The following is a 16,276-nucleotide window of genomic DNA, read 5'->3' as shown; positions in this document are numbered from 1 at the left end:
CTTACACCTCTTCCATATAACGTTTTATACTCTCTACATCTTTATCCCCGCGGCCAGATAAACAAATGACAAGCCCTTCGTCTTTATTCATTTGCGGCGCTAATTTTAATGCGTATGCGACAGCATGTGAGCTTTCTAACGCCGGAATAATCCCTTCTTTTTTCGTTAATAATTGAAATGCTTCTAACGCTTCTTCGTCTGTTATTGAATGATAAGAAACGCGTCCAATATCTTTTAGCAAGCTATGTTCTGGCCCAACACCTGGATAATCGAGTCCCGCTGAAATAGAATGCGCTTCTTGAATTTGTCCTTCTTCATTTTGCAGAAGGTACATCATCGATCCGTGTAAAACACCAACGCTTCCTTTCGTTAAAGTAGCTGCGTGCTTTTCTGTATGAACACCTTTCCCAGCTGCTTCTACGCCGTAAAGAGCGACTTCTTCATCGTGTACGAACGGATAAAACATGCCCATCGCATTACTACCACCACCAATACATGCAACGACTGCCTCTGGTAATTTCCCTTCTAACGCTTCATATTGTTTTTTCGTTTCTTTCCCAATTACACTTTGGAAATCACGAACAATTTGTGGGAATGGATGTGGTCCAAGAACGGATCCCATAATGTAGTGTGTATCGTGTACATGTGAAACCCAGTAGCGAAGCGCCTCGTTTACCGCATCTTTTAATGTACCGCTACCTGCCGCTACGCTTTCTACTTTAGCTCCGAGTAATTCCATTCGGAACACATTTAATTTTTGACGTCTCACATCTTCTTCTCCCATAAAGATGACGCATTCTAATCCGAGTAGGGCACATACAGTAGCGGTTGCCACTCCGTGTTGTCCTGCCCCTGTTTCAGCGACAACTTTTTTCTTGCCCATTCGTACTGCAAGTAGTGCCTGACCGATTGTATTGTTAATTTTATGAGCTCCTGTATGGTTCAAATCTTCACGTTTTAAATAAATCTTTGCACCGCCGCAATACTTCGTCATATTTTCAGCGAAATAAAGCGGTGTTTCTCTTCCGACGTACGTTTTTAAATAATGATTTAATTCCTTTTGAAACGCTTCATCTTGCATCGCTTCTTTATATGCTTCTTCTAGCTCTAATACAGATTGCATTAACGTTTCTGGAACGTATCGTCCTCCGTATATACCGTAGTGACCTTTTTCATCTGGATATGCGTAGTTCATTTTGAACACTCCTTCGCTTTTATAATAAATTGTTTTATTTTCTTTAGATCTTTCTTTCCTTCTGTCTCCACTCCGCTACTTACATCGACCATGTATGGCTGAATCGTTCGAATCGCTTCTTCTATATTAAAAGCGTTTAATCCACCAGCTAATATCGTTTTCTCTCGCAATTTTTTTGACATATGTGCGAGTAACTCCCATGAAAATTGCTTTCCATTTCCTCCGTGAAACTTTTCTTTCGGGCTATCAAACAATATATAATCCGTTTCATATGTTTGAGCATTTTTCATATCACTCTCTGAAGTTACCCCAAGTGATTTTATAGACGGAATATTCAATCTTCTGATTTGATGATTGTCTTCATCCCCATGTAGTTGCACATGCGTTAACCCACATTCATCTGCAATTTTCTCGATCACTTCTACTGATTCATTTACGAAAACACCAACCTTTAACACGTTTGTTGGAAGCTCCTGAATGATTTCTTTCGCTAGCACTGGAGTGATTTTTCGCTTACTTTCTGCAAAAACAAATCCGAGTGCATCAGCTCCGTATTCGCAAGCACGTTTTGCCGTTTCAACATCAGTGATGCCGCAAATTTTCACTTTCATATGTTCACCTTACAGTCTTCAAAAAAGGTATGAATAGAAGATGATGTCATAAGTGCCTCTCCAACTAACACACCTTTTGCTCCAGCTTTTTTAACACGGATAATATCTTCCTTTGAATGAATCCCACTTTCACTAACCCAAAGTAATTTCTCCTCGTTTAATCGTTTTCCAAGCTTTTCTGTTTGCCTTAAATCGACTTCGAATGTTTTTAAATTACGGTTGTTAATACCGATAACGTGCGGATTTAATTGAATTGCAATTTCTAATTCCTGCTCATCATGAACTTCAACAATTGCCTCTAATCCTTTTTCTAGTACGTAGCTGTACAGCTCTTTTAATTTTTCTTTCGTTAACGCCGCTACAATTAATAAAATAATATCTGCTCCAGCTTCATACGCCCTATCAATTTGAATCTTATCAATTATGAAATCTTTACATAAAAGCGGAATGTTACTTTCTGCTCTTGCCGTTTGTAAATCGTGAAACGACCCTTTAAAAAATTGACCGTCTGTTAAAACAGATACTGCTCCTGCGCCGCATTCTTCATATATTTTCACTTGTTTTCGTACATCAACGTGTAAATTAATATCTCCTTTTGATGGTGATGCTCGCTTTACTTCTGCAATGACAGTAAACTGCTGTAATGCTTCTACAAGTGAAAGTGTCTTTCTACTTTCTTTTAATGGTGTATACGTTTCATATAATGCCGCAACTTCCTTTTTCTTTTGGTCTACAATTTTATCTAAAATCGTCCCCACGTTAATTCACCCTTTCTAATTTTTCATTACTTGCTGCAATTAATAAGTTTAGTTTGGCTAATGCTTTTCCAGAGTCAATGCTATATGCCGCTAGTGTAATTCCTTCTTCAATCGTTTCTGCTTTTCCATTTGCCAAAAGGGCTAGACCTGCATTTAATAAAACTGTATCGCGGTAAACATTCTTTTCTCCGCTTAATACTCCGAGCGTAATCTTTGCATTTTCTTTCGAATCCCCGCCTCTAATCTCTTCGTTTTTCACTATTGAGAAACCATATTTCTTAGGTTCAATACTCGTTTCTACTATTTCATTATCTTTCAAAATGACAACATAATTCTCTCCTTGTAATGATGCTTCATCTAAAAATCCACTTCCGTTTACGACAAGCGCTTGTTTTCTGCCTAATTTCTGTAATACTTGCGCAACTGGTAGTAACATATCTCGTTTATAAATGCCGACAAATTGTGTTTCTAAATTTACCGGATTTGTTAAAGGACCAATTAAGTTAAAAATCGTCGGCACATTCAATTCTTTTCTTATTTTCATAATGCGTCTTAATGCTGGATGCATCGCTGGTGCAAATAAAAATGCGATGCCGACATGCTCTAATAAATAATCAATTTCGTTTGGCGTACTGCTAATATTTACACCGAGTTCTTCTAATAAATCTGCACTTCCTGTTTTACTAGAAACAGCTCGATTACCATGTTTTGCAACCTTTACGCCAGCTCCTGCCAGTACAAATGCCGATGTTGTACTAATATTAAACGTTTGAGCACCGTCACCACCCGTCCCACAATTGTCCATCGCTCCTTGTATATGGTTCGAAAACGGTAATGCCTTTTCACGAAGAGCTCGAACAAGGCCGTATATTTCTTCTGCTGTTTCACCTTTCGCTTTCAGTAATACTAAGAAAGCTGCAATTTCACTCTCCAATATGTTTTCATTTAATAAAAGAAGCCCTGCTCTATACATCTCCTCTTCTGTTAAATGTTGTCCCTCCACTAATTTACGAAGATAGTTATTCATACTCTTTCCTCCTCCTTCACTTCTGTTAAAAAGGCACGTATTAACTTTCCACCTTCTTCTGTCGCGATTGATTCCGGATGAAACTGTAATCCGAATAGCGGATAATAATTGTGACGAACTGCCATAATTTCTCCATCGTCCATCGCTGTCGCTAGTATGTCAAAACACTCTGGCAAGCTCGTTTGCGCTGCAACAAGGGAATGGTAGCGCATCGCCGTTAATGGCTGTGTTACATATGAAAAGATTGAAGTTCCATTATGTTTTACACGTGATGTTTTACCGTGTTTAATGCGTCCTGCTCTTACAATGTCTCCTCCAAATGCTGATATAATTGCTTGATGACCAAGGCAAATACCTAATATGGGAACGTTCTTATAAAAATGACGAATCACTTCGATACAAATGCCAGCATCCTCTGGTTTTCCTGGTCCTGGTGATAGCACAATTCCTGTTGGATTCATCCCTTCTAACTGTTCTATCGTTATTTGATCATTTCTTACGACAACAATTTCTTCCTCGCATTCACCTAACAGTTGATACAAGTTATATGTGAATGAATCGTAATTATCAATTAGTACAATCATTTCATTACCTCCAATAGTGCTCTCGCTTTATTTAACGTTTCTTCATATTCAGCTACTGGGTCTGAATCATAAACAATTCCCGCTCCGGCCTGAACGTATGCTTTTTCATCCTTTACAACCATTGTTCGAATGGCGAGCGCCATATCAAGATTCCTTGAAAAACTAACGTATCCAACTGCACCTGCGTATACATTTCTTTTTTCATTCTCTAGCTCATTTATAATTTCCATCGCTCTAATTTTCGGAGCTCCCGACACTGTTCCTGCTGGTAGGCAATACGCTAATGCATCAAATCCACTCATTAATTTTCGCAATGTTCCGTAAACTTCAGATACAATGTGCATAACGTGAGAGTATTTTTCTACTTTCATATATTTATCTATCGTCACGGATCCAATTTCACTTACTCTGCCAATATCATTTCGCCCAAGATCTACAAGCATCATATGTTCCGCTCGTTCTTTCTCATTTTCTAACAGTTCTTTTTCAATTTCCGCATCTTGCTCCTTCGTTTTCCCTCTCGGCCTCGTACCCGCAATTGGATTCGTCATCACCTTATCTTCTCTAACTGATAACAAGCTTTCCGGCGAAGAACCGAGTACAACATAATCTTGAAAATCGATATAGAACATATATGGTGACGGATTGGCAATTCGAAGTTTTCGGTATAACGCGAATGGATCCCCAATACATTCACTTTGCAAACGCTGAGATAATACGACTTGGAATATGTCCCCGGCCCGAATGTATTCTTTCGCCGTTTCTACCATCGTGCAAAATTCTTTTTCTGTTATAGAAGAAGTGAATGATAATGTTGATCTTATTTCAGTTACTTCTGCTTCTTCTCCTTGTAACACTTCCTCTTTGTATACTTGCAATCTTTCATATACTTCTTCATAAGAAGCTGCATCATCTTCCCTGCATACATATACAAATGATAATTTTTGGCGTAAGTGGTCATACACGATAAACTCACGGTACAGTAAAAGGTGTACTTCCGGAATATTCAATGGATCGTGTAAATCTGCTCCAATGTTTTCATATTGCCGAATGACGTCATAGCCAATATAACCAACTGCTCCTCCGCAAAATGGGAATGGACTGTCTACTTGAGCTGACGCGATTTCTTCTTCTAACACTTGTAGTACGTTACCTTGCAACTCTTCTGCCCGGCCGTAAATCGTTCGTTCTACTTCCGTACCAACACTTTTCACTTCACCATATGGATTACATCCTAAGTAAGAATAGCGTCCTTTATCTTGATGAAGCTGCGAACTTTCTAATAAAAACTTTTTCTTTCCCTTCATACGTCTATATAAAGAAATTGGCGTAATGCTATCTCCTTCTTCTTCAGCGATTACTAAAAATGCTCTTCCCTGTTCTTTTTGCTTCATAAATTCCTCTTTTGTCATCATGCCTTTCACCTCAATCTGAAAAATAAAAAAGTCCCCTACATATCGAAAATATGTAGAGGACGATAAATTTACCGTGGTACCACCTCATGTTGGACGCAAAAGCATCCCGCTTTATTCAGGTACAAAATATATACCTTATCCTTGTAACGGCGGAACCCGGGTTGCCTACTGAAAATAATTGTTCAGCATACCTCTCGTAAGCCCATTCCGTATATGGCACCGCACCGGGCTCCCACCTATCCCCGGTTCTCTGTAACGTCTCCAATATACGTACTCTTCTTACTTCAACGATTTCATTTATTTAATTTTTTGTACACAAAAAGGGAGTACTCATCCTATAGAAAGGACGGGTACTCCCGTGGTGCCACCTTAATTCGTTACGAATGTAACGCACTTTACCGTATCAAAAACAATACGTGTCTCTTGTATCGATGAGATCATGTCGCCAAAGCCTACTTCTTTCGTTTCGGTTTGGAAGCTCCGAAGCCCATTCCACATCAATTCCATACTGATTCGCACCAACCATCAGCTCTCTGACATGTTCATCATGTGTACTCTTCTTCATCAACGCTTGCATTTTTTTAAGTTGCACTCATTATAGACCTTACTTTTTTCATAAGTCAATACTTTTTAAAAAATTTTATTTTTCTCTCCTTTCAATATTATATTGACAAAACAACCTCTTTTTATGTAAATATAATAAATACTCTATTAAAAATAAGGTTTTTTGTATGAATATTATATATTAAAAAAGTAAAATGATATCAAAAAACGCTTACATTTCTGAAAATTCATATTTCTGTATGGATTTTTCAGAATAATCATGATAGATTATAAATATGCATAACGCATCAAAAGACATGACAAAAGGAAGGGGAACTTCATGAGTACGCAGATGTTAACTTTAACTTCAATCTCTATTTACATGCTCGGGATGTTAGTCATTGGCTATTTCGCCTATAAACGAACGTCCAACTTAACAGATTATATGCTTGGCGGGCGTACACTAGGCCCCGCAGTAACAGCATTAAGTGCTGGAGCATCCGATATGAGTGGTTGGCTTTTAATGGGCTTACCCGGTGCAATGTTTAGCGTTGGATTGAGTAGTAGTTGGATTGCGATTGGCCTAACACTAGGCGCATACGCAAACTGGCTTTATGTCGCTCCTCGCTTACGTACCTACTCTGAAATTGCAAACAACTCTATTACTATCCCAGAATTTTTGGAACACCGCTTCCACGACAAATCTCACATGCTACGCTTAGTATCCGGACTTGTTATTATGATTTTCTTTACTTTTTATGTAGCTTCAGGATTAGTTTCAGGCGCTGTATTATTTGAAAATTCATTTGGTATGAACTACCACGTTGGATTATTCATTGTTGCAGGCGTTGTTGTCGCTTACACATTATTTGGTGGTTTCTTAGCAGTAAGTTGGACAGACTTCGTACAAGGAATCATTATGGTAATTGCTCTTATTCTTGTTCCTATCGTAACAATTATAAATTCGAACGGACTTGGACCTGCATTTGATACAATTCGTTCTGTAGATCCAACACGTCTAGATATTTTTAAAGGTGCCTCTACTTTAGGAATGATTTCTTTATTCGCATGGGGCCTTGGTTATGTTGGACAACCTCATATTATCGTACGCTTTATGGCGATTTCTTCTGTAAAAGAGATTAAAAGCGCACGAAGAATTGGTATGAGCTGGATGATTTTCTCTGTTGTTGGAGCTATGTTTACTGGTCTTATCGGTATCGCTTACTACTCACAACAAGAGTTAACATTATCTAATCCAGAAACAATTTTCCTTGAACTAGGAAAAATTTTATTCCACCCACTTATTACTGGATTTTTATTAGCAGCTATTTTAGCAGCTATTATGAGTACAATTTCATCTCAATTACTCGTTACTTCTAGTGCTATAACCGAAGACTTATATCGTACCTTCTTTAAACGCTCTGCTTCTGATAAAGAGCTTGTATTTGTCGGTCGTATGGCTGTACTTGTTATTGCATTAGTTGGGTGCGCATTAGCGTTTAAACAAAATGATACGATTTTAGCTCTTGTTGGATACGCTTGGGCTGGTTTCGGTTCTTCATTCGGACCTGCTATTTTATTAAGCTTATATTGGAAACGTATGACGAAGTGGGGCGCACTTGCTGGTATGATTTCTGGTGCCGCTACTGTTATTATATGGACTCAATTCGAATTCTTAAAAGATTTCTTATATGAAATGATTCCAGGTTTCGCTATTAGTTTACTAGCCATCGTAATTGTTAGTTTACTAACACAACCTTCAAAAGAAGTTGAAGAGCAATTTGAGAATTTCGAAAAACAACATAGTCATAATCTATAAAGGAAAAGCTCTGCTGTTATCGTATCAGCAGAGCTTTCTTTTTATGAAAGTTCGACAATCTTCTACTCGAATTTAACAATTTCTTTATGTTTCGTTAAATTAAACATAACACTACTCCTTTATAGTATTACTATCAGCACTTATACAGAAAGGGGACTCCAACATGTTAGCAGCTTTCCAGCAACAACAAACACGAAAATTTTCACCTATTACAAATACTTCTGCGTCTTGTTTGAACATACAACCTAAACCACCTAAAATTTCAATCGCTCCTTCTGTTATTTCAGTCATTGGTGTTCATATGGAAAAAAATAAGTTGAAAGTAAGAACTGGACAAAGCACTGAGTTATCAGCTTCCGTTTTGCCAGTGCAAGCAACGAATAAAGAACTTATTTGGACAAATATGAATGCTGATGTTATCACAATGCATCCAAAAGGTGATACGGTAACGATTACTGGAAAAAGTGCCGGAAGAGCAGTCGTAATTGTCACAACTGCTGAAGGAAAGTTCCGTGACCTATGCATGATTCATGTACAACCTTATATGACAAATCCAAAGTAAAAGAGTGGCTACGAAGCCACTCTTTTACTTTGTTTCAATGCATGAATTTTTACTTGTAACGAGATTGATGAATTGCTCTTTATCTTTAGGAGAAATAATTTCTGTTTGATGTGATCCATAAATAATTTCAAGTCGATCAAATGATAAGGCATGAGCTGCTACTGGATTTTTCGTATTTGAAATCTGTTTTATATCTCGTATAAATATGCGCTTTTTAACGAAACCTGATTTAATAGTAATTGTTTCTTCTCCGACGATATATCTTGTCGAAAACCAACTCCAAATAAATAATATGGCTAATGGAATTGTAAAAAATAAAAGAAAATACTCTCTCCCTGCAAATAAGGGGGCAAAACACGCTCCAATGACAACGAAAAAAATCGGATATAACCATATATCTTTTTTTGATGGAAATTCCATTAAATTTCCCCTCTCTTGATTTAAGTCAATGATTCTCCTCCTCTTCCCTTTTACAATAAAAATAACATTAGAATAGGAGGACGTATTATGACTGAACGAAAGTATGCCTTATTTGCTGGCTTTTCTCTTCTTGTTATGGCATTCATTGCATTTTTTTCTTACGGTTTTGTTCATGGAAATCTCGTTATACAAGAAGATGCGAGCGCGACATTCCATAATATCCAAACTTCACATTCACTTTTCGAAGCGGAAATCTTCGGTTGGATTATCATTTTCATTACTGATATTGTCGCCGCGTGGGCTCTTTATTTCTTTCTAAAACCAATTCATACTAGCCTCTCATTACTAGCTGCCTTGCTTCGTCTTATGTATACAGCGATACTTGGAATCGCCATATTCAATCTAATATTGGCATTGTTGCTTTCAAAAAGTACGATTGCGAATCCAGAAACATATGTGATGTTGTCTCTCAATGTCTTCGAATACATTTGGTCTGTAGGATTAATCATTTTCGGCTTACACCTTTTCGTTTTAGGTTATGTAGCTTTCCTATCTAAACATATACCGAAATGTATTAGTATACTACTATTCTTCGCGTCTATCAGTTATATCGTAATTCACGTCATGAATACGCTGTTTTCACAATACGATATGATGATCTCAATCGTACAAACACTGTTCCAATTGCCAATGATTGCAGGTGAACTCGGATTTAGTATATGGCTATTGATTAGAGGTGGAAAAAACGCTACTGTTTGAGTCTTTTCTTAATTCTGCTTAATGATTCTGGCGTAATACCTAGATAACTTGACAATTGATATTGAGGAACACGATTGATTAAATGAGTTCGTTTTTGTAATAATGATTTGTAGCGCTCTTCTGGTGTCGATGCAATAAATAATGAAAGTTCTTCTTGTACCTCACCGAAGTGGTATTCAATCATTTGGCGTGTCATTTCTTCTAATTGTGAATATTTCTTATACATGTCCTTTTCACTATGCAGGTCGCCAACTACAACAAGACAGTCTTCTAAACACGTTAACGTATGCGGGGATGATTTATCTTGTTTATGATGATTAAAATTTGCGATTGCTTGTTCTTCTGTATAAAAATTTGATGTAACCTCTTTCCCTGTTTCATCTATACAATATTGCCTAATGCATCCCTTTAATACAAAATAACATTTCGAAGGAACATCTCCTTGCCTTAGAAGCACTGTTCCTTTTTTATATTCTTCAATTTGTAATTCACTGAGGATCATGTGCTGCTCTTCTTCACTTAGTGTTGTAAGGTTCTGCATATACTTCTTTAATACTTCTTCCATTTTCCTCCACCTTCTTCCTCTATATTTCTATAAAACAAAAAGAGAAGTATTACAACTTCTCTTTTCTCCTCTAACATTATATTTCCTGTGTATAAGCCGGCTCGTTTACTACATTTTTTGCTGTTCGTTTTTGTTGCTGTAGTAAAAACACAGATACACCAAACAATACGAGCATGCTACCGATAATTTGCATGGCATTTAGTCTTTCACCGAGTAAGAAGAACGCTAATATAGATGCTCCAACTGGTTCACCTAAAATACTCATTGAAATTGTTGTTGCATTTACGTAGTTTAATAACCAATTATTAATGACGTGTGACACTGTCGGCACGACCGCAAGTAAAAGAAAAACAGTCCAATCCCACTTCGTATAGCCTGTAAAAGGCACTTGCAATACTATATTATAAATCCCCATAAAAATACCTGCGAATGCAAAAACTGTAAAGCTATAAATCCAGTGTGATACTTTCTTTACTGTTGTTTGCCCGATAAATAAATAACCAACAACCGCTATGACACTTAAAAAGGATAATATATCTCCATAAATTGCTTGTTCACTTAACCCTAAATCTCCCCACCCAATACACATTACGCCTAGTATCGCTATTCCCATTGTCGCAATGGCTGAGTATGTTGTTCTTTCTTTAAATAAGAAAAAACCTCCAACTAAAGATACGATTGGTTGAAGCGCTAAAATAATCGTCGAACTAGCAACTGTCGTATGCTTTAAAGATTCAAACCACAAAAGAAAATGAAGCGCTAAAAAGAAACCAGATCCAATTAAAAATCCCCAATCTTTTATTTGAATCTTACTAAACTCTTCCCGCTTTTTCCAAACGATAGGCAGCATAATAAGTACGATAATCCATAATCGATACATACTTAATATTGAAGATGGTGCTGAGGACATCTTTACAAAAACTGCTGCGAATGAAATGGCTATAATGGAAATTGCTAATGGTAGCGCGATTGATCTTTCTTGTTTCAAATTCCGTCTCCCCTCTCACCTGTCAAAAATCCCACTTCATTATATCCGTTTTCTTTCACAACTTAAATACTAATTTTTTAGATTCTTCGTACCATTATGGTAAAATAGAAACGAAAGCACCTATTAGTGAATATTTCTTTCTTTTTCACTACAAGCGTCGCTCTTACAATCATTACAGTAAATTTTTATTTAGGGGGATCTACATGAATCAAACAATAGGGAGAATTGAAGAAATTTCATTTTATAGCGCATCACTTCAAGAAGATGTTACACTTCTCGTTTACTTACCGGTAAATTACACACCACTGCACAAACATACAGTTGTAATTGCACAAGATGGTAGAGATTATTTTCAGCTTGGTAAAGCGCACCGTGTAATTGAGCGCCTTCGTGAAACTGAAGAAATTGACCGTACAATTATTGTCGGTATTCCATATAAAAATGTACACGATCGTAAAGAAAAATATTTCCCAAATGAAGTGAAAAACGCTGCGTATATTCGTTTCCTTGCTCATGAACTTGCACCATATATCGATGAAAATTATCCAACGTACCAAATGGGAAAAGGTCGTGTGTTAATTGGTGATTCTCTTGGCGGGACAGTTTCCTTCATGACTGCACTTATGTATCCGCATACATTCGGTAAAGTCGTTATGCAATCACCATTTGTGGATGAAACAGTGATGAACTTAGCAAAAGACTTTAAAAATCCGGAGGCGCTAGACCTTTATCACGTCATTGGGACAGAAGAAACAGCTGTAAAACGCACTGATGGACAAGTATCCGATTTCGTACAACCGAACCGTGAGCTCAATACGCTTCTGACAGATAGAAATTTCATCACGCATTACGAAGAATTTGAAGGTAACCACACGTGGAAATATTGGCAGACTGATTTACCGAAAGCTTTCTCTCATATTCTATCAATGAAATAATAGAGAGCAGTATTCAGAATAATTTGATATAATAGATTAAGAGAGTTATTTTCTCAAAATCTAACTAGACTTACAAAGGGAGGAATTGGAACATGAAATTAGGCATTGTAATTTTTCCATCTAAAATGATTCAAGATAAAGCGAACGGATTGCGTAAACGTTATGATCCGCACTACGCATTAGTTCCGCCACATATTACATTGAAAACACCCTTTGAGACGCAAGATGAACAATTAGAATCGATTGTAAAAGAGTTACATACAATCGCAAGTAAAACGAACCCTTTCACCCTTCATGTCGGAAAAGTTGGTTCATTCGCACCTGTTAATAATGTTCTTTATTTTAAAGTAGAAAAAACACCTGAACTTACTTTCTTAAATGAGGAGATGCATAGCGAATTCTTTATACAAGAACGCGAGTACGCTTTCGTACCTCATTTAACAATCGGACAAGGCTTATCCGATGCAGAGCATGCTGATGTATTAGGTCGATTACGTATGAAAGATTTCTATTATGAACAACCAATTGATCGCTTCCATCTTCTATATCAATTAGAAAACGGAACGTGGACTGTATACGAAACATTCCACCTTGGAAAGGGGAACAACTAATTTGCACGCACAGATCGTACAAACGGACGAACAACTAAGAGATGCATTCTCTGTACGTAAGCAAGTATTTGTGAATGAGCAACAAGTTTCTGCTGACGAAGAGTATGATGAGTTTGAAGAAACTTCAACACACGTTGTTATATATGATAATGATGTTCCAGTTGGTGCTGGTCGTTTTCGCATACTGGATGGAATAGGAAAAATGGAACGCATTTGCGTACTAGCTTCCCATCGTAAAAAAGGCATTGGAAAAATTGTTATGGATGCACTTGAAGCGTATGCGAATGAAAACTCGCTACCAAAATTAAAGCTGCATGCCCAAACACATGCTGAAGATTTCTATAAGAAACTTGGATATGTAACGCATTCTGATGTATTCATGGAAGCAAATATTCCTCACATCGTTATGATAAAAGAATTGTAATTTGAAAACAGGAGGTATCCCCTCCTGTTTTTTACATTGCTATTTTCTTTTTCTTCCGCTAAAGTTAAATGTTGATGCTATAGTTTTGAAGGTGAATATATGACACAAGAAAAATTTTCACAAAAATCATTAACGCACGCTGACATTCCGCGTGCAACATATCATATTCCGAAAACATCTACCCATTTAATTATGGAAGAAGATGCAGATGCGGCGTATTTTCGCGCTCTCGAACAACAAAATGTTTTTTTAAATGAAAAACAATTAGAGGCTGTGCGAACGACAGAAGGCCCTGTCCTTACATTGGCTGGTGCCGGAAGCGGGAAAACATCTGTTTTAACAACCCGCGTAGGTTATTTAGTAAATGTAAAACAAGTTCATCCACGAAATATTTTATTGCTTACATTTACACAAAAAGCAGCTGAAGAAATCCGAAACCGTGTAGCAAATTTACCAGGTATGAATCGTGCTGCAAGTAGCTACGTTGTTGCTGGCACATTCCACTCTGTCTTTTTAAAATTGCTTCGTAGTCAAGGATATAATCAGCAAATTTTAGCAAACGAAAAACATAAACAAATTATGATAAAGAAAATCTTGAAAGAATTGCGTCTAAAAGACGATTATGATGCTGAAACAATGCTCGCTATGATTTCACTTGAGAAAAACAAATTGAATCGTCCGAAAGATATAAAAACAAAAACACCCGTTGAACAAGAATTTAAAGAAGTATACGAGCGTTTTGAAGAAGTAAAACAACGATATAATTATATTGATTTCGATGACATCTTATTAGAAACATATTATATGTTAGAAAATAACGTTCCTTTGCTTACCCAATTACAACAACGTTTCCACTATATTGAAGTAGATGAGTTCCAAGATACATCGTATGCACAATATGAAATTGTAAAATTGTTAGCCACGCCAAGAAATAATTTATTTATCGCAGGTGATGACGATCAGGCGATATATGGCTGGCGAGGAGCAAGTCACCAAATTATTTTATCTTTTCCAAAAGAATTTGATAACACTACGATTATCGCACTTAATACGAATTATCGATCCAATCCTTTTATCGTTGGGCTTGGAAATGAAGTTATCAAACTAAATCAGGAGCGTTTTGATAAAGAGCTATATTCTGTGCGTGAAGAAGGTGTACAACCTTTTTACGCAAGACCTGCTACGACTCTTGATGAAGCAAATCAAATTTTGCAGCTCATTCAAGAAAAAGTAGATAGCGGCGAACGCAACTTTAAAGATTTTTGTTTACTGTATCGCACACATTCTGTAAGCCGTTCGTTACTTGATCAGCTTACAATTCACAAAATCCCGTTTATTAAGCACGGGGCGAGTCAATCATTTTATGAACATTCTTTAATTAAGCCTGTATTAGATCATTTAAGACTGGTGATTGAACCGTTTCGACTAGAATCACTTTCAAATATATTGCCAACTATGTATATCGGGCGTGATGATTGTATTTCATTTATTGAACGTGAACAATGGAAATATGGTGAGGGGCGGTTCCCTTCTCTTCTTCATTTCTTATTATTAAATCCGAGCTTAAAACCTTTTCAAGTAAAAAAGGTAAATGAGCGTATCGATTTTATTAAATTTATAAAAGAATTAGAACCGAAAAAAGCATTAAAAGAAATTATTCATGGTAAAGGAAAGTATTTAGAGTACTTACAAAGTAACGATCGTTCTTCCTTTACGATGCATAAAGATATACAAGAAGAAATGTTAGAAGAATTAATGGAGTCAGCAACTCGTTTCAGCGATATTCCAGCTTATTTACAATTTATTGATGAAGCAATTCAAGGTCAAAAAGAAATGGAAGCATTAAAAACAATGCCGGAAAAAAATGCTGTTTCGCTTATGTCTATTCATAACGCAAAAGGCCTTGAATTTCCATGCGTCTTTTTACTTGGAGCGAGCGATGGTATTCTTCCCCATACTTCTTCTTTAAAAGATGCAAATGATCGTGTTACAGAGACTTCTGAAGCTTTAGAAGAAGAACGTCGACTACTTTATGTCGCAATTACACGTGCGAAAGAAGAACTTTACATTTCCTCTCCGCAATTTTTTAGAGGAAAAAAATTAGATATATCTCGTTTTTTATATACTGCGCGAAAAGATTTACCTGAAAAGACATCCACTAAATAAGGATGTCTTTTTTTATATTGCATTATGTACATCCCTACTATATAAATTCCCTGCTTTTATCGTAAGAATTAACGTAATATCAACCATATCTCATTCATATTGTAATAGTGTATGTCAGAACTCACGATAAGGAGTGAACATAATGAGCTGCAATTGTAACGAAGACCATCATCACCATGATTGTGATTTCAACTGTGTATCGAATGTCGTTCGTTTTATACATGAATTACAAGAATGCGCAACTACAACATGTGGATCCGGTTGCGAAGTTCCATTTTTAGGTGCACATAACAATGCGTCAGTAGCGAATACACGTCCTTTTATTTTATACACAAAGACTGGAGAACCTTTTGAAGCATTTGCACCATCTTCAAGCCTTACTAGTTGCCGATCTCCCATTTTCCGCGTAGAAAGTATAGATGATGATGACTGTGCTGTATTACGTGTATTGACTGTAGTTTTAGGTGATGGTACCTCTGTACCACCTGGTGACGACCCAATCTGTACGTTTTTAGCTGTACCAAATGCAAGGCTAGTGTCGACATCTACTTGTATTACTGTTGATTTAAGTTGTTTCTGCGCTATTCAATGCTTACGTGATGTTTCTATATAAAACTAAATATTAATTTAAGCATGGATTGGGTGGCAGAGTTTTCTGCCACCCAATCCATGCTTAAAAGCTATTATTATGTATTTTTCATAAAATTGGGAACTTGTCTAGAACCTGTTGATTTAAGTTGTTTCTGCGCTATTCAATGCTTACGTGATGTTTCTATATAAAACTAAATATTAATTTAAGCATGGATTGGGTGGCAGAGCCACCCAATCCATGCTTAAAAGCTATTATTATGTATTTTTCATAAAATTGGGAACTTGTCTAGAACATAGAACCTG

17 protein-coding genes, 1 pseudogene and 2 other annotated features are annotated in these 16,276 nt (G+C 36.8%); of the genes and pseudogenes, 9 read left to right on the top strand and 9 right to left on the bottom strand.

Annotated elements, in window-relative coordinates; all coding sequences use genetic code 11:
• Position 1: 1 nt before the first annotated feature.
• Genes trpB through trpE form a run of 6 tightly spaced genes read right to left on the bottom strand, consistent with a single transcriptional unit; the run spans position 2 to position 5,590 of the window.
• A complete protein-coding gene (gene trpB / locus DT250_RS14530) occupies positions 2 to 1,195 on the bottom strand; it encodes a tryptophan synthase subunit beta (RefSeq protein ID WP_149213226.1) in 1,194 nt (397 codons plus the stop codon).
• Positions 1,192 to 1,806: a phosphoribosylanthranilate isomerase gene (locus DT250_RS14525; protein ID WP_000865138.1), complete on the bottom strand. Its 615-nt coding sequence runs from the start codon at positions 1,804 to 1,806 to the stop codon at positions 1,192 to 1,194. The genes trpB and DT250_RS14525 overlap by 4 nt, the downstream gene beginning before the upstream one ends.
• On the bottom strand, positions 1,803 to 2,564 hold the full coding sequence (gene trpC / locus DT250_RS14520) for an indole-3-glycerol phosphate synthase TrpC (protein WP_149213225.1): 762 nt from the start codon (positions 2,562 to 2,564) through the stop codon (positions 1,803 to 1,805). The genes DT250_RS14525 and trpC overlap by 4 nt, the downstream gene beginning before the upstream one ends.
• Before the next feature lies 1 nt (position 2,565).
• The gene (gene trpD / locus DT250_RS14515; protein ID WP_149213224.1) at positions 2,566 to 3,591 is read right to left on the bottom strand and encodes an anthranilate phosphoribosyltransferase; all 1,026 of its coding nucleotides are present in this window, start codon (positions 3,589 to 3,591) and stop codon (positions 2,566 to 2,568) included.
• Positions 3,588 to 4,175 (bottom strand): aminodeoxychorismate/anthranilate synthase component II, encoded by a 588-nt coding sequence (locus tag DT250_RS14510; protein ID WP_000636313.1) that lies wholly within the window; start codon positions 4,173 to 4,175, stop codon positions 3,588 to 3,590. The genes trpD and DT250_RS14510 overlap by 4 nt, the downstream gene beginning before the upstream one ends.
• Positions 4,172 to 5,590, bottom strand: a complete 1,419-nt coding sequence (gene trpE, locus DT250_RS14505; protein ID WP_149213223.1) for an anthranilate synthase component I — start codon at positions 5,588 to 5,590, stop codon at positions 4,172 to 4,174. Before trpE ends, DT250_RS14510 begins: the two co-directional genes overlap by 4 nt.
• A 52-nt stretch (positions 5,591 to 5,642) precedes the next feature.
• Positions 5,643 to 5,887 (bottom strand) — a binding site (T-box leader).
• 42 nt (positions 5,888 to 5,929) lie between these two features.
• Positions 5,930 to 6,167: a binding site (T-box leader), on the bottom strand.
• A gap of 306 nt (positions 6,168 to 6,473) precedes the next feature.
• Here trpE and putP point away from each other — a divergent pair.
• A complete protein-coding gene (gene putP / locus DT250_RS14500; RefSeq protein ID WP_149213222.1) occupies positions 6,474 to 7,952 on the top strand; it encodes a sodium/proline symporter PutP in 1,479 nt (492 codons plus the stop codon).
• A gap of 163 nt (positions 7,953 to 8,115) precedes the next feature.
• Positions 8,116 to 8,514, top strand: coding sequence for an Ig-like domain-containing protein (locus DT250_RS14495; protein WP_149213221.1), 399 nt, complete (start codon positions 8,116 to 8,118; stop codon positions 8,512 to 8,514).
• 24 nt (positions 8,515 to 8,538) lie between these two features.
• Here DT250_RS14495 and DT250_RS14490 read toward each other — a convergent pair whose 3' ends face one another.
• Positions 8,539 to 8,934, bottom strand: a complete 396-nt coding sequence (locus DT250_RS14490) for a PH domain-containing protein (RefSeq protein WP_149213220.1) — start codon at positions 8,932 to 8,934, stop codon at positions 8,539 to 8,541.
• An 87-nt stretch (positions 8,935 to 9,021) separates the two neighbouring features.
• Between DT250_RS14490 and DT250_RS14485 the strand changes: the two genes are divergently transcribed.
• The gene (locus tag DT250_RS14485) at positions 9,022 to 9,693 is read left to right on the top strand and encodes a DUF4386 domain-containing protein (protein ID WP_149213219.1); all 672 of its coding nucleotides are present in this window, start codon (positions 9,022 to 9,024) and stop codon (positions 9,691 to 9,693) included.
• On the opposite strand, the gene DT250_RS14480 is transcribed toward DT250_RS14485, so the two are convergent.
• Both DT250_RS14480 and DT250_RS14475 read right to left on the bottom strand, forming a co-directional pair.
• Positions 9,683 to 10,258: a Crp/Fnr family transcriptional regulator gene (locus DT250_RS14480; RefSeq protein ID WP_149213218.1), complete on the bottom strand. Its 576-nt coding sequence runs from the start codon at positions 10,256 to 10,258 to the stop codon at positions 9,683 to 9,685. The two genes, DT250_RS14485 and DT250_RS14480, sit on opposite strands and share 11 nt — an antisense overlap.
• A 76-nt stretch (positions 10,259 to 10,334) precedes the next feature.
• The gene (locus DT250_RS14475; protein WP_097917800.1) at positions 10,335 to 11,246 is read right to left on the bottom strand and encodes a DMT family transporter; all 912 of its coding nucleotides are present in this window, start codon (positions 11,244 to 11,246) and stop codon (positions 10,335 to 10,337) included.
• 203 nt (positions 11,247 to 11,449) lie between these two features.
• On the opposite strand from DT250_RS14475, the gene DT250_RS14470 reads away from it, so the two are divergent.
• The 6 genes and pseudogenes from DT250_RS14470 to DT250_RS32800 form a co-directional block, all read left to right on the top strand.
• Entirely contained in the window at positions 11,450 to 12,181 is a 732-nt protein-coding gene (locus DT250_RS14470; RefSeq protein WP_001076845.1) for an alpha/beta hydrolase, read from the top strand.
• Positions 12,182 to 12,273: 92 nt separating this feature from the next.
• Positions 12,274 to 12,792 (top strand): YjcG family protein, encoded by a 519-nt coding sequence (locus DT250_RS14465; RefSeq protein ID WP_000765870.1) that lies wholly within the window; start codon positions 12,274 to 12,276, stop codon positions 12,790 to 12,792.
• A 1-nt stretch (position 12,793) separates the two neighbouring features.
• Complete coding sequence (locus tag DT250_RS14460) at positions 12,794 to 13,216, top strand: GNAT family N-acetyltransferase (protein WP_046957039.1); 423 nt, start codon at positions 12,794 to 12,796, stop codon at positions 13,214 to 13,216.
• Between the two features lie 99 nt (positions 13,217 to 13,315).
• Positions 13,316 to 15,382, top strand: a complete 2,067-nt coding sequence (locus DT250_RS14455) for an ATP-dependent helicase (RefSeq protein WP_149213217.1) — start codon at positions 13,316 to 13,318, stop codon at positions 15,380 to 15,382.
• A gap of 142 nt (positions 15,383 to 15,524) precedes the next feature.
• Positions 15,525 to 15,995: a spore coat protein CotY gene (gene cotY / locus DT250_RS14450; RefSeq protein ID WP_001277699.1), complete on the top strand. Its 471-nt coding sequence runs from the start codon at positions 15,525 to 15,527 to the stop codon at positions 15,993 to 15,995.
• 86 nt (positions 15,996 to 16,081) lie between these two features.
• A pseudogene (locus DT250_RS32800) lies at positions 16,082 to 16,162 on the top strand (spore coat protein); the annotation flags it as partial.
• Between the last annotated feature and the right edge of the window lie 114 nt (positions 16,163 to 16,276).

This window comes from Bacillus sp. AR2-1, from assembly GCF_008368755.1.
GTDB classification, from domain to species: domain Bacteria; phylum Bacillota; class Bacilli; order Bacillales; family Bacillaceae_G; genus Bacillus_A; species Bacillus_A wiedmannii.
The sequence above is the reverse complement of the archived record's forward strand: the minus strand, read 5'-3'. Positions and strand labels throughout refer to the sequence as shown.